Raw genomic sequence first — 13,534 nt, forward strand, 5'->3', positions numbered from 1 at the left:
TCCCGGACGGCGCCTGGCGGACAGCGACGGGCATCTTGCCGTCCTTCACCCACCGCCAAGCCGTCTGGTAGCTCACGCCCTGCTGACGCGCCCACCCCGAAAGCTTCACCCACCCAAAGATATACGACTAGAGATGACTACATACGAATAGAAACTCTGTAGCAGTTGTCACCCCTTCAGCGCGATGAGGCTGATGCCGATCGCGACGAGGGCGTCGACGAGGAACAACTGCACGGGCGTGTAGTAGTAGGCGCTGATCGAATGCTGCCAGCAGTGCCCGCTGCCGGGGCCCATCAGGTGCGACTTCGCGTGCTCGTAGAGGATCGCGGCCGCCAGGCCGATCAGCAGCGCCACCATCCACAGCCGCAGGTACCGGGTGGTTTTGACGACGACCGTGTATCGCTCTCGGCGGGACTCACGCTGCGTTCGGCCCACTTCGTCAGTCGGCTGTCGCCTGCCGTGATTTCGGCCTTTCCCTGCCAAGTTGGAGCCGCGGCCCCCGGTTTGCAGCCCGACGGGCGGCGCACCGCCCGTCGGCAAACCGAGTGCGCGTACGCACCCGGCTACCGGCCCGACCACGGCAGGTCAGCGCACTACAACGCCTCGTCGGGGGCTGTGGGCTGAGCTCCTGGCGCACGTTTAGGCAGCGCAGCCGGACACCGGGCTGCCCGGATCCCGTGTCGTACGGTCTGATGTCGCGGCCGCTCCCCGTCCGCAACGGATCTCGCCGAACCCGGCGGTGCCGCCGGTACCCGAAAGGTCTGAACCAATACCGGGAATCAGGCCGCGACGAGTTCCTGCTCGCGGTCCGGCGTCTTGACCTTGACTGTGGGCTTCTTGTTCGGCAGCGAGAGCCGGACGACCTTGTGCCACGCGGAGAACACCTGCTTGGGCAGCGGCCCGGTGACGTACTCCAGCTCGTACTTTTCGAACAGCGCGCGCACCTTCACCGCGACCTCGGCGTACCGGTTGCTCGGCAGGTCGGGGAACAGGTGGTGCTCGATCTGGTGCGAGAGGTTGCCGGTCATGAAGTGCATGGCCTTGCTGCCGCTGATGTTCGCCGAGCCCATCATCTGGCGCAGGTACCACTGGCCGCGCGTCTCGCCCTTGATCGACCGGCGTTCGAAGACCTGCACGCCCTCGGGGAAGTGCCCGCACATGATCACTGAGTGGGACCAGATGTTGCGGACCAGGTTCGCGGTGAATGTGGCGGCGAGCGTGGGGAGGAACGACGGGCCCGACAGGAGCGGGTGGATCACGTAGTCCTTGAGTACCTGCTTGCGGATCTTGCGGCCCACGGCCTTGGCGCGTGCGCGGAATTCCGGGTTCTTGCGGCGGCGCTTGTGCAGGTTCTTGCCGAGCTCCAGGTCGTACGCTGCGATGCCGTACTCGAAGAAGCAGGCGTTGATGAAGTTCCACAGCGGCTGGCCGAGGTGGAAGGGGTGCCACTTCTGGTCCTCGTCGACGCGCATGATGCCGTAGCCGAGGTCGTTGTCCTTGCCGATCACGTTGGTGTACGTGTGGTGCAGCTCGTTGTGGGAGTGCTTCCACTGGTCGGACGGCGAGACGTGATCCCACTCCCAGGTGGTGGAGTGGATCTTCGGGTCTCGCATCCAGTCCCACTGGCCGTGCAGGATGTTGTGGCCGATCTCCATGTTGTCCATGATCTTCGCCACGGACAGACCGGCGGTGCCGAGCAGCCACGCGGGCGGGAAGATCGAGAACAGCAGTACGCCCCTGCTGACCAGCTCGAGCTTACGCTGCGCCGAGATGACCTTGCGGATGTAGGCGGCGTCTTTCTCGCCGCGGCTGGCGATCACCTCGTCGCGGATCGCGTCCAGCTCGCGGCCGAGCTCCTCGATCTGCTCCGCGGTCAGGTGGGCGGTGGGGTCGATGGCGGTCAAGGTGCTCCTACCGTTCGATGTCGCAGGGGCCCGCCGCGGCGGACACGCAGGTCTGGATGAGGACGCCCGGCTCGGCCTCGGTGATCTCGCCGGTGCGCAGGTCGCGGACGGCGCCCGCCTTGAGCGGCGTGACGCAGCCGAAGCAGATGCCCATGCGGCACCCGGAGGGCATGAGCACGCCGGCCTCCTCGCCGATGTCCAGCAACGGCGTGGCGCCGTCCGCGTCGACGGTCTTGCCGGTGGTGCTGAACGTGACCTCGCCACCGTCGCCGACGACGGCGATGCTGGGGCGGAAGCGTTCGGTGTGCAGGCGCTCTTGCACGCCGTGCTCGGTCCAGTGCGCTTCGGCGGCGTCGAGCAGGCCCGCGGGCCCGCAGGCCCAGGTCTCGCGCTCGGCCCAGTCGGGCACGAGTTCGTCGAGACGGGCGATGTCGAGCATGCCGTCTGTGTCGGTGTGCACCTCGGTGAGCCGCAGCTTCTTGTCCGCGACCAGGTCGTGCAGTTCGTTGCGGAAGATCACGTCTTGCGGCTGTGGCGCGCAGTGGACCATGACGACGTCGTCGAACTCAGTGTCGCGCAGCATGCCCATCACAGGCGTGATGCCGCTGCCGGCCGTCAGGTAGAGCACCTTGGCGGGCTTGGTCTGCGGCAGCACGAAGTCGCCGGTCGGCTGGTCGAGCTGGATCAGCGTGCCCGGTTTCGCTCTGCGGACGAGGTGGTTGCTGACCTTGCCGTCCGGGAGCGCCTTCACGGTGATCGTGACGCGGCCGTCCTGGCGGTTTGTCGGCGAGGTGATGGAGTAGGCACGCCACAGGCGCACGCCGTCGACGTCGACCCCGATGCGCACGTACTGACCGGCTGTGTGGCCGCGCCAGCCCCGTCCCGGTCTGATCACGATGGTCGCGGCGTCACGCGTCTCGGGGCGCACGGCCTCGATGCGCCCACGCAGGTCGGCGCCCGCACGCAGTGGGCTGACCAGGTCGAGGTAGTCCGACGGCAGCAGCGGCGTCGTGACCATCTCCAGCAGTTTCCACGCCCTGCTGCGGAGGGCTGTACTCGTCATGACTCCAGCTTGATGCGCCTCTAGGCGTAAAGTCCTGACCGCAGGACGTAAATCTGGCTGGCTGAATTGTTCGCAGGGAATAGAAACGTGAGCCATGCAATCCGGAGGGTCAGCGAACTGGCCCTGGATGAGACAACGGTCACCGCACTTCGGGCCGCGCTGAAGACCACTGCCGACGAGGTCGTCCAGGCGATCATCGACGAGGTCCCTCCCTATGCCAACGCCCTGTCGGGCCACATGGGCGCCACCATCCGCCGAGCCGTCCGCACCGCCCTGGGGCACTACCTGGACCTCGCGAGCGGGAACGCCACAGGCGGCGACGCCGGTGACGCGGCCTACGAGCTGGGCCGCGGCGAGGTGCGCGACGGCCGTTCGATGGACGCCCTGCTCAGCGCCTACCGCGTCGGCGCCCGCGTGGCCTGGCGATGCCTGGCAGCGGGTGCCGTACCCGCAGGTCTGCCCGCGGCCGAGGTCGCCAAGTTCGCCGAGCTGACCTTCGCCTACATCGACGAGCTCTCCGCCGCGAGCGCCGCGGGCCACGCCGACGAACTGGCCGCCCGGGGCAGGGACCAGGAGCGCCACCTGGAACACCTGGCCCGAGACCTCCTCGCCGGCGCGAGCCCGGACGTGCTGCTGGCCTCTGCTCAACGGGCCGGGTGGCAGCCTCCGGTTTCGCTGACCGCCGTCCTGCTGCCCGCCGCCCAGGCCCGGCCCGCCTACCGCGCGCTCGACCCGAGCACCCTCATCCTGGACGATCTGCCGGACGCCACCGGTGTGCTGCTCGTCCCCGATGCCGACCGATCGCATCTCTTGCGGCAGCTGACCGACCGCACCGCCGTGGTCGGCCCGGCCCGGCCATGGGCTCGTGCGTCCGCCTCGTACGCACGAGCCGTACGCGCGCGCTCCGTCTCCTCTGATATTCGCGACACCGAGGACCACCTGCCCGAGCTGGTGCTGAGCGCCGACGCGGATGCGTTCGCAGACCTGCGTGCCCGAGCCCTCGCACCGTTGCGGACCTTGCCTGTCGCGACCGCACGGCGGCTGGAGGAGACGTTGCGGGCGTGGCTGCTGCACCAGGGCAGGCGGGACGAGGTGGCGGCGGCGTTGTTCGTCCATCCCCAGACAGTCCGGTACCGGATGTCGCAGCTGCGGGAGCTGTTTCCGGATCTCGCATCACCACACCGGGTCCTCGAACTGACGCTGGCGGTCGGTCTTCGGGTCAGCTGACGCGCACGTCGACCGTCCACGACCGCGTCCGCGAGCGGTCCAGGAATCGTGCCTCGTTCTCGGTGCCGTCAGCTGGCACATGCGGCCCGGGAAGAGCGGTATGAGCCAGCTGAGACTGGGGGTTGATGTGAAGACCAGACAAGGCCTCGGGAAGCCCGTCGGGGCGCTGTCTCTGAGAAGCGCGGTGACGGATACGGCGCGACTGGATCCGGTGGACGATGCGCACCGGCCCGCTCGTCGACGCGCTCATCGAGCATCTGGTCGATGATCTGGGCCGCTCGCCACCCTCTCCCACGAACTGGGCGGCGGCGCCGACTGGCCGAGGGTCGGCGACTGGGAGCGCGTCACCACCGACCTGCTCCACCTTGTCCGCTGCGGAGACTGCGATGCCCTCAGTCTCGGCCTGCCCGAGATCGCGCGTGCCCTGGTCTGCACCGGCCCCGGCAGTCACGTACGGGCCTACGACGCCGCAGCCGACGACTTCATCGACTACGGGCCCATCGACCGCGCCGCGGTCTTGACCGAGGTCGACACGTTTCTCACCGGCCTCGTGGCCGAACAGATGCTGTGGCCCGGGGACGGCCTGCTGTCCCCGATCAACTCTGGGGATGCCAGGTGATGTTCGGCCACGAGGCCGACGAAGTCTGGGAGGAGCTGCGTGGGCTGCTGGTCGGGCGCCAACAGGGGAAGCACGGTGATCGTCACCGTCTTTGCCGTCGCTGCAGTCGGCGATCATTACCTGGCCCGCAACAAACGCACCGCGGGCACCGGACACGGCACCATGACACCTAGCCCCCTCGAACGAACAAGGCAGGCTGTCGCCACCCGGCTCAAGTCGCCCCGATGCCCGCCCGCCGCTGCCTCGGTAGGCGCCAGGTGGCACCTGGCCTGACGCGCCGGCCCAGCTGCGCAGGTGTCGTCCGTGAGCTCGTCTTGCGCCGGGTTTCCGCCGCGGGCCGGGTGTTTGCACGCGGAGCGGGGCTGGTGCCTCTTTAGGGGTATGGCAGATCTCGATGGGGTGTCTCCCGTGGCGGAAGATGACGGCCAGTGCGGTGGCGGTACGCCGGCGCCCGCACCGGCGGTGGGACCGCTGTACTTTCAGTCTGCGGCGGCAGGGCTGACCGCTGTGTATACGTCGACGCATTCGCTGGCGGCTACCGCAATCGCGGGTGTGGTGGCGGTAGTTGTGGGCTGGCGCCTTGGCAGCCGCAGCCGACGACGGTGAGGATGATGCCGCGTGCGGGTGCCGCCATGAGGCAGGGAGGCCGGAGGTGCGGGCAGCAGAAGAAGGCGAATTCGACGCCTTCTTCCGGCAGCAGTATCCGGCCCTCGTTCTCCATCTCGTGGCGCAGGGCGAATCGCTGCAGACGGCACGGGACGCCGCGCAGGAGGCCATGGTGAAGGCGTGCCAGTGGTGGCAGGACCTGCAGGAGCCGATCCCCTGGGTACGGTTGACGGCCCGCCGCTGCGCCTGGCGTAACGGCCGACGCGAGGGGCAACGCCGCGTCAAGGAACAACACGCGCTTGCTCAGCGGCCAGTGGCCGAGGCCAGTCCGGAAGACGGCTTGGTGATGCGCGAGGAGCAGCAGCGGGTGATTGCCCTGCTGCACGGACTGCCCTCCGCCCAGCAGGCCACGGTGGCCTACGCGTTCGACGGATATGCCACCAAAGAGATCGCGGACCGGCTGAACGTGTCCGAGGCCACGGTCCGGTCCAACCTGCGCCATGCCCGCCGGCAGTTGCAGGGGTGGCTTGCGGCCCGGAAGCAGCAGGAGGCTGACGCAGATGACCGGTGAAGGAGACCGCGATGCCGGTCTGGATGCATGGGCGCTCGCGACAGGGCAGATCCTCAAAGAGCTGCTGACACAGCAGTCGGAGGTCGAGGCGGCTCTGCACGCGGTACACGCCGAGGTAGCCTCCCCGCCCAGCACGCTGGGGGCCGCTGACGGGGTTCCTGCTGTTGGCCCCCTGCCAAGCGACTATCTGACCTTGACATGGGAAAACGTCGACGGTCACGCCGTGGTGAGCATCAGCGGCGAGCTCGACTACAACACGAGCCCGACACTGGAGAGTCTGCTGGAGGATCTGCGCCGGCACGGCTACAGCCACTACGTCGTCGTATTTGCCAAGGCATCCTTCCTGGACTCCGCCGGTCTGAATGTCCTCCTGAGGCACTGGCATACCGTCGGCGGACAGAGCGGAAAGATGCAGATCGTGACCACGCAGATTTCGATCCGAAAGGTTCTCGACCTCTTCGGATTCTCCGACGCTGTGCACCTGTCGCTCGACGCGGCCCTCGAGGCGGCCGACGAGAGCTGACAGACACCAGCCTCTCGCCCTGCAGGCGAAACAGTGCGGTCTCGTCGGCCGGCCGGGAGCGCCGGCTGCGGTTGGGGTGGCCTGCGACTACTGGAGCCACTGGGGCTGCGTGCCTCGGCATGAAACCGTCGAGCAGCTGCTGGCCAGCGCGGGCCACAACCCCGACCGGCTGCACCGCCGCGTGCTCCAGCCCGGTGGCGCCCGCAGGTGGGACCGCCTCACTCGCGGTCGCCGGCCCGGGGAGATTGTGCTGCTGTCCACGCTCACCGACGAACTGGACGGCGGCGCGCGCTGGCCGGAGGTCGCCAACTGGGACGCCGTCACCGACGACCTGCTGCAGCTTGTCTGCGACCACGCCCGCGAGGCCGATCACGCTCAGCACCGTGCGTAATCGTTCGGTCCAGCGGCCGGATCTCCGTGTCAGCCCCTCGATCTGCTCGACGAACGTACAGCGGCCGCAGCCCGTGCTGCCACATACGAACCGGCGTACCCGCAACACGACTCCCACTGGCTGATCACCGATGGGAAGGTCTGCAGGAAACCGCAGATAGGAGCCGCGCTTCCGCATCGACCAGCGGCCGCAGTCCGGACATTGAGCCCCAGCGGCGGTGGCTTGCGCCTCGATTCGCAGTACACCGTCGGCTCTCACGACCTTCGTGGTCACCACGCCCGGAACGAGCGGGAACAACAGCTTCGTCACGGGTATCCGCACGTGGGGACGTTCACCTCCACCCGGGAGGCCTGAACGTCGTCCCAGCCGCCGAAACCGTCCGTGGCGCCCGTGGGGTCTCCGCTCCGCGTGCTGGAGTCCTGGCGTGCGGAGCGCATGCTCGTACCTGACGCCTGGTGCCCGCGTAGCGGGCGGTCACAAGGTGACGCTCCGGCTACCGCGCGGGGTTTTCCCAGTGGGCGGGGACCGCTGCAGCGCCGCTGTGCATCTGCGTGGCCAGGATCCGGACAGCGGCGGCGAACAGTGCGGGACGGGGGATGAACTCCAGGTGGATGCCCGGAAACTCCGCCCACGGCACCCCCAGCCGCCGGGCGAGTTCGATCGAGGGCCGCGCGTAGGAGAGCCCTCGGTCGGCGGATCCCGCCCCGAGCACGATCGGGAACGGCGCCGCCGAGAGCGCGGCCTCATCGGGACGGAACCCCCCGAACGCCGCCATCTCCCGAGAGAGGAGATGATCCGCGTTGTCCAGGAACCGCTTCGTCAGGTCATCCGGCCACGCGTACGTCCCCTCGCCCCGCACCGACTGGACGAACTGCCCGGCGGCGGCTTCGGCACCGGAATCGGCGTACCGCTTGGCCAGGTCGGTGAAGAAGTCACGATGTGGGTCGCCGTCGGGCAGGAGGCTCACGATCGGGGGCTCGTGCGCGATCAGCCCGGCCACCACCTCCGGGTGCTGTGCGGCGAGCGCGAGACCGATGATCGCGCCCCCGCTGTTGCCAAAGATCAGTGCCCGGCCGCCGGCGAGAGCGTCGATGAGCGCGCGGGCGTCGGACGCCTGCTGAGCCACGGTCATGGGGGCGGCGACACGACCGGTGCTGCGGGAGTTGCCACGCCGGTCGTAGTTGATCACCGTGAAGGCGTCGGCGAGCTCCTCGGCCATGCCGGAGAAATAACCGGCATCCCCTCCGGCTCCGCTGATCAACAGCAAGGCCGGTCCGCTTCCGCGTATCTCGTAGTACAGCTCGGCTCCGTCGACTCTGAGCATGCCGTCACTCATCTGTTCACTCCACCTCTCGAACTACATTGCGGCCGGGTTGCCGGTTCGTTTCTCGTTGGCAACCTAGGGCCGGGTCGTCGGAGCGCGGTGTTCAATTACTGGACACTGAAGGACGCGTGGCGATACCGAGATGTCAGGGATGACAGGACGGACGCTGTCCTTCTTCCTCGGTGTGACCATCCCCTCGTGGCGAGGGAGGCGCTGATCAGCAGGGGCAGCGGGTGGATGGAATCTCGCAGGGGGAACTGGTGTGAATGCGCGGGAAATGGCGGGTTCGCCGCCAGGCGGCCGGCTGGGCTGACGGACACGCCACAGCCGGGCCGGCGCAAGGCCGAGCCGGTCCTCAGCGCGGTGGAACGGGACCAGTCGACTCGGTGGGCGGGGCGGGCAAGGAGCGCTCTGTTCCTGGCTCTGCGCGGGGATCGTGCTGCGGTGCGCCGAGGGCGGGACGGACAAGCAGGGCACCGCCGAACCCGGCGTCAGTCGCGAACCCGGATTCCTCGGAGGTCGCCGGGGCGAGGACGAGGTCGACCATGGCGCGGCGGAACGGGACGGAGATCCCGTACCGCGTGGCCACTTCGGGATCCTTGTCCTCGACGAGCTCCGTGACGAGCGAGTCCTTGACCGCGAACACCGCGTCGGAGTCGAGGTAGGGGCTGCCCTTGACGAAGATGTGCGTGGTCAGTTCCTGGTGCCCCGGGGCCGAGGCGATGAAGTGGATGTGTGCGGGGCGGTACGGGTGACGGCCGGCGCACTTCAGCAGCTCTCCGACCGGGCCGTCCGTCGGGATGGGATAAGGGCTGGGCACGATGCTGCGGAAGGCGAACCGGCCCTCGCCGTCCGTCCGGAACAGCCCTCGTCCATGTCCCGCCGGGATGCGATCGGGTGCCTGGACGTCGTACAACCCGTTCTCGTCGCACTGCCAGACATCGACCGACGCCCGGGCGAGCGGCCGTCCGTCAGCGGAGGCGACCGTGCCGGTGATCAGGCACGGAACTCCGGTCCCCACGAGGTCGATGCTGTCACCGAAGGCGCGGGGCGGAGACTTCGTCGTGTGGAAGGGGCCGAGTACCGTCGAGTCGGTGACCGCCTCGATGTCGGACTCGTTGAGGATCTCGGTGAGCATCGACAGTCCGAGGACGTCCGAGAGCAGGACGAACTCCTGGCGGGTGTCGCTGCACTTCTGGCCGGTGCGGGTCAGGAAGTCGACGGCGTACGACCACTCGGTCGGAGTGGGGCGCACCTCACGCAGGAAGGCGTGAGTGTGCCGCGCGAGAGCCTCGAGTACATGGCGTGCCCGGGGATCGGGCGTGTCCTGGAAAGAGGCGAGGACCTCGTCGAGCAGACCGTCGTATCCCGCGGCGGAGGCGTCAGGGGCGTCGGTGGCGCCCGACGAGATCGTCCGAGTCGTCATCTCAGAGTTCCTCGCCGTCGAAGTGGATCACTTCCGGCTCCTTGGTCCAGAAGGACGCGATGGCGTCCGCGAGCCGTGCCGCCTGCGGTGTCGTGGGAAAGACCTCGAGGTGATCGGCGATGTCGTCCCAGCCGACCTCCAGGAGATAGACACCGGGCTGGTCGACGCTTCGCCGGAAGGAGACCTCACGGCATCCGGGGGCGCCGAGCAACGCCTCGCGCCCCGCCGGAACGGCCTCCTCGAACTTCCCGGCGTCCGCCGGGTCGATGGTGAGTCGCGCGTGTTCGTAGATCATGTCTCTTCCCTGTTCACCCACCGCTCGCCGCCTCGCATCCGAACCGCAGGAAGTCACCGCGGTAGAAGACGAGCGGCGGGCCGGCGTTCTGGAGCTGCATGGACTCGACCCGTCCCACCACCTGGATGTGGTCCCCGAGCATCTCGATCTTGTACCGGCTGCAGTCGAGGGCGGCGACGGCCTGGCTGATCACGGGGTTTCCGGAGGGAGACGGTTCCCATTCGACGCCCTCGAAGCGGTCCGCTCCGCGACGGGAGAAGGACCGGCACAGGGAGGCGTGGTCCATGCCGAGGACGTTCACGGTGAAGGTGCTCGACTCGTTCAGCCTGGGCCAGGTCGTCGACGAGCGGTCGATGAAGAAGTTCACCAGCGGCGGATCGAGCGAGACGGAGCTGAAGGATCCCACGGTGACACCGATGGGCAGACCGCGGGAGAGGGCGGTGACGATGGTGACGCTGGTCGGCACGTGGCCGAGCACATGGCGCAGCTGGGCGGCGTCGGCGGGGTCCGGGACAGGCCCCGCCTTGATCGTGTCCGCGTTCATGGTCACAGGTCCATCGTGAGTTCGTCGTCGCCGAGCAGGACCTTGCCGTAGACCTCCTTGCCGACCTCCGGGCTGACGTAGGCATGACGCCCCGCGATCTCGGCGTCCTGCCAGACGCGGCTGAGCACATTGGCCTCGGCGAAGGAGCCGGCGCCGTTGGCGGTCATCAGCAGGTCGATGCCGTCCTTGACGAGTTCGGCGATGACACCCGTGTCGTTGCGGATCCGGCCGCGAACCTCCAGGGTCGGCAGGCTGTGTGCGGCGGCGCAGGTGTCGATGTCCAGGCAGGCCTGCCGCATCAGCAGCTCCGCCTGGTGGAACTTGGTCGCCGCGGCGGAGACGCCGAGCTGGTGGGTCGGTGACGTCCGGGCGGCCCGGTAGGTGCTGTAGGCGACCGGCTTGTCAGGAAGCTTGGCGCGGGTCCGCTCAAGGGCGTGACGGGCGAGGCCGAGCTGTGGGGCGACCAGGATGAGCGCGGCGACGGCGATGAACGCCATGTGGGAGTTCTGGTCGTCCGTGTGCGGGGTGAGGTAGCGGGCCTCCCGCATGTCGAGGAAGCGCTGGATACGGTGATCGGGGACGAAGTGGTCCTCCACCACGATGGTGTCGCTGCCGGATCCCTTCATCCCGGCCACGAACCAGGTCGGCTCGATCGTCCAGGCCTCGGAGGGGATCAACGCCAGCGCCCGCGGGTCCTCGCCCTCGGGGACGTCGAGGGCGATACCGAGGGTGCCCCAATCGGCTGCGAACGACCCGGACGCGTACGGCCAGCGGCCACTCACGAGATAGCCGCCGTCGACGCGTTCGGCCTTGGTACCGGGGGTGAAGATGCCGCAGACCTTCGCGTCCGGGTCGGCCCCGAACACATCGTCCTGCGCCTCCTGCGAAAAGGTCGTGGCGAACCAGGTGCACACGTTCAGCAGGGCGACCGCCCACGCGGTCGAGCCGTCGCCGCGAGCCACCTCGGCGATGGTCTGGACGGCCGTGCCCATGTTCGCCTGGTGCCCGCCGTGGCGCCGGGGCACGAAGAGCTTGAAGAGCCCGACCTCCTCCAGAGCCTTCATGACATCCGGGACGACCCGGCGCGCCTGCGAGGTCTGTTCGGCCCGTTCCCTGACGAGTGGCACCAGGTCGGACGCCCGTCGCACCAGATCCCAGTCGATCGCGGCAGCGGGGTTGTGCTGGACGGCTGCGGATCCCACGCTGATGGGGTGATTCAAGACATCGGTCACAGCGGCTCCTTGCTCGATGCGGTTCAAGGTGGCTCGAACGTAGGAGCCGATGTCCGATTCCGGGAGACGTTTCACGCAGCGACCAGGACACTTGGCGCACGGATCTCGCGCGATGTCACGTCATCGTCGCGGACGGGCTGGAAGCTGCCGTGGTGACGGGCGTGTACGGGCTCGGCGAGAACGAAAGGAACCAGGGGTGGACTGGGATTCCGACTTCACATTCCGGACGTCTCCCGGGCCGGTGGACCGGGAGACGTCCGTTCTCACCGGCACTGCGCTGAGCCACATGCCGAACGAGATCACCGACCCGGACTTCGGCCTCTTCCGCGATGTCCTCAACAGTCACTACTACCCGGCCCGGGTCGAGCCCCTCGACCGTGCTCCGCGCCTGCGCGCTCCCCGGCTGGCCGCTGTCCGCCTGTCCCACGTCACCATCGGCTACGTTCGCTTCGGGGCGTCGGCCAGCGTCGATCCGGGCGACCTGACCGGCTACCACGTCAACGTTCCGCTGCAAGGGCGTGTCGTTTCCCGGTGCGGGACCCAGAGCACGATCGCCACTCCGTCGGTGGCCGCCGTCTTCTCGCCCCACCGGCACACGTACCTGCCCCGCTGGGAGGCCGACGCCGCTCAGCTGTGCATCAAGTTCGACCGCCATCAGGTGGAGAAAGAGCTCGCGGGCCTGCTCGGTCATCCCGTGTCGCGTCCGATCGACTTCCGTCTGGGCTTTCGCCTGGACGACGACGCGGGCCGGCGCTGGCTCGCCCTCCTGTCCGGTCTGCTCTCCTTCGTGGACAGTGGGACCGCCCGCAGCCCGGCGGCGGCCAGGCATGTCGAGACCCTTGAGCGCAGCCTGATCTCGGGCCTGCTGCTGTCCCAGAGACACTCCTACAGCGACGCGCTGTGGGCCGAGCCCGCGGGGAGCACCCTTCCGCGGGCCCTGAGACATGTCATCGACGTCATCGAGGACTCGGCAGAGCGTGACCACACGCTGTCCGACCTGGCCGAAGAGGCCGGCCTCAGCCTGCGCGGGCTGCAGTACGCCTTCCAGAAACACCTCGGGACGAGCCCCATGCAGTATCTGCGACGTGTGCGCCTCGACCGGGCCCACGCGGATCTGCGGGCCGGTACCGGCACCGTGTCCGACATCGCCTACCAGTGGGGCTTCACGAATCTCGGCAGGTTCGCCCGTGCCTACCGCGAGCGGTTCGGCGAGTTCCCCTCCGACACACGCGGGCTCGGTCCTGGCTCGTCCACGCCCCGGAACTGACCGCGCCGGCCGGTGCGGTTCGTGCTGCGGGCCCTGATGACCGCCTGCGCCGGGGCCGCCCCCGCGGTGATCAGTTCGAGGCCGTGCGCCGGACCGTCGCGAAAGCGCCCGCGGTGAGAGCGGCGCACACGACGGTCACGCCGTAGACGGTGGTGGCTGTCGGTAGGCCGACGGCGTCGCTCAGGTAGCCGACTCCGACCGACAGGAGCCCGGCCGGCAGGTAGACGCCGATGTTCAAGGCCGCGCTGGCCTCCGCGAGGCGGTCGTCGGGGATGCCGCAGGTGATCAGCGTGACGCTTCCCAGTTGGCCGAGGCCGTGTCCGGCCCCGGCCAGGGCGGCGGAGGTGACCAGCAGCGGCGCCGACCCGGCGTGCACACAGGCCACCAGTGAGGCCATCGAACCGACCACGGAGATCGCGCTCATGACGAGGATCGCCCGTACGCCCAGCTATGAGAAGCATGATCCGGCCGGCCGCGGCTCGGGCAACAGCCGCAACGGGACCTCGCCGAAGACCGTGCTGACCGACGCGGGCGCGGTCACC

The 13,534-nt window shown here is 68.6% G+C and carries 14 protein-coding genes and 2 pseudogenes; 5 read left to right on the plus strand and 11 right to left on the minus strand.

Features of this window, described 5'->3' with window-relative positions:
• Nucleotides 1–168: 168 nt before the first annotated feature.
• The 3 genes from ACFY1L_RS55740 to ACFY1L_RS55750 form a co-directional block, all read right to left on the minus strand.
• The gene (locus ACFY1L_RS55740; RefSeq protein ID WP_388843320.1) at nucleotides 169–435 is read right to left on the minus strand and encodes a hypothetical protein; all 267 of its coding nucleotides are present in this window, start codon (nucleotides 433–435) and stop codon (nucleotides 169–171) included.
• 344 nt (nucleotides 436–779) lie between these two features.
• Nucleotides 780–1,904 (minus strand): fatty acid desaturase family protein, encoded by a 1,125-nt coding sequence (locus tag ACFY1L_RS55745; protein ID WP_388843322.1) that lies wholly within the window; start codon nucleotides 1,902–1,904, stop codon nucleotides 780–782.
• Between the two features lie 7 nt (nucleotides 1,905–1,911).
• Nucleotides 1,912–2,967: a ferredoxin reductase gene (locus ACFY1L_RS55750; RefSeq protein ID WP_388843324.1), complete on the minus strand. Its 1,056-nt coding sequence runs from the start codon at nucleotides 2,965–2,967 to the stop codon at nucleotides 1,912–1,914.
• An 87-nt stretch (nucleotides 2,968–3,054) separates the two neighbouring features.
• Between ACFY1L_RS55750 and ACFY1L_RS55755 the strand changes: the two genes are divergently transcribed.
• From ACFY1L_RS55755 to ACFY1L_RS55770, 4 genes are all read left to right on the plus strand, one after another.
• Complete coding sequence (locus ACFY1L_RS55755) at nucleotides 3,055–4,194, plus strand: PucR family transcriptional regulator (protein ID WP_388843325.1); 1,140 nt, start codon at nucleotides 3,055–3,057, stop codon at nucleotides 4,192–4,194.
• A 1,271-nt stretch (nucleotides 4,195–5,465) separates the two neighbouring features.
• A complete protein-coding gene (locus ACFY1L_RS55760) occupies nucleotides 5,466–5,990 on the plus strand; it encodes an RNA polymerase sigma factor (RefSeq protein WP_388843327.1) in 525 nt (174 codons plus the stop codon).
• Nucleotides 5,980–6,513 carry an STAS domain-containing protein gene (locus ACFY1L_RS55765; RefSeq protein ID WP_388843329.1) on the plus strand — a complete coding sequence of 178 codons (534 nt, stop codon included), beginning with the start codon at nucleotides 5,980–5,982 and terminating at the stop codon, nucleotides 6,511–6,513. Before ACFY1L_RS55760 ends, ACFY1L_RS55765 begins: the two co-directional genes overlap by 11 nt.
• A 109-nt stretch (nucleotides 6,514–6,622) precedes the next feature.
• Nucleotides 6,623–6,904, plus strand: coding sequence for a hypothetical protein (locus ACFY1L_RS55770; RefSeq protein WP_388843331.1), 282 nt, complete (start codon nucleotides 6,623–6,625; stop codon nucleotides 6,902–6,904).
• Nucleotides 6,905–6,997: 93 nt separating this feature from the next.
• Here the strand turns inward: ACFY1L_RS55770 and ACFY1L_RS55775 are convergent.
• The 7 genes and pseudogenes from ACFY1L_RS55775 to ACFY1L_RS55805 form a co-directional block, all read right to left on the minus strand.
• Nucleotides 6,998–7,225 (minus strand): annotated as a pseudogene (locus ACFY1L_RS55775) (transposase family protein); the annotation flags it as partial.
• Entirely contained in the window at nucleotides 7,210–7,341 is a 132-nt protein-coding gene (locus ACFY1L_RS55780) for a hypothetical protein (protein WP_388843333.1), read from the minus strand. The pseudogene ACFY1L_RS55775 and the gene ACFY1L_RS55780, both read right to left, overlap by 16 nt.
• A 56-nt stretch (nucleotides 7,342–7,397) precedes the next feature.
• Entirely contained in the window at nucleotides 7,398–8,240 is an 843-nt protein-coding gene (locus tag ACFY1L_RS55785; protein WP_388843334.1) for an alpha/beta fold hydrolase, read from the minus strand.
• 511 nt (nucleotides 8,241–8,751) lie between these two features.
• Nucleotides 8,752–9,654 (minus strand): annotated as a pseudogene (locus ACFY1L_RS55790) (dioxygenase); the annotation flags it as partial.
• Between the two features lies 1 nt (nucleotide 9,655).
• Nucleotides 9,656–9,949 (minus strand): antibiotic biosynthesis monooxygenase family protein, encoded by a 294-nt coding sequence (locus ACFY1L_RS55795; RefSeq protein ID WP_388843336.1) that lies wholly within the window; start codon nucleotides 9,947–9,949, stop codon nucleotides 9,656–9,658.
• 13 nt (nucleotides 9,950–9,962) lie between these two features.
• Entirely contained in the window at nucleotides 9,963–10,493 is a 531-nt protein-coding gene (locus tag ACFY1L_RS55800) for a flavin reductase family protein (protein ID WP_388843342.1), read from the minus strand.
• Nucleotides 10,494–10,495: 2 nt separating this feature from the next.
• On the minus strand, nucleotides 10,496–11,725 hold the full coding sequence (locus ACFY1L_RS55805) for an acyl-CoA dehydrogenase family protein (RefSeq protein ID WP_388843337.1): 1,230 nt from the start codon (nucleotides 11,723–11,725) through the stop codon (nucleotides 10,496–10,498).
• Between the two features lie 196 nt (nucleotides 11,726–11,921).
• On the opposite strand from ACFY1L_RS55805, the gene ACFY1L_RS55810 reads away from it, so the two are divergent.
• Nucleotides 11,922–12,992 carry an AraC family transcriptional regulator gene (locus ACFY1L_RS55810; RefSeq protein WP_388843339.1) on the plus strand — a complete coding sequence of 357 codons (1,071 nt, stop codon included), beginning with the start codon at nucleotides 11,922–11,924 and terminating at the stop codon, nucleotides 12,990–12,992.
• Between the two features lie 70 nt (nucleotides 12,993–13,062).
• Here ACFY1L_RS55810 and ACFY1L_RS55815 read toward each other — a convergent pair whose 3' ends face one another.
• Nucleotides 13,063–13,416, minus strand: a complete 354-nt coding sequence (locus tag ACFY1L_RS55815; RefSeq protein ID WP_388843340.1) for a hypothetical protein — start codon at nucleotides 13,414–13,416, stop codon at nucleotides 13,063–13,065.
• Between the last annotated feature and the right edge of the window lie 118 nt (nucleotides 13,417–13,534).

The organism is Streptomyces sp. NPDC001663 (assembly GCF_042893105.1).
Classification (GTDB): Bacteria; Actinomycetota; Actinomycetes; order Streptomycetales; family Streptomycetaceae; genus Streptomyces.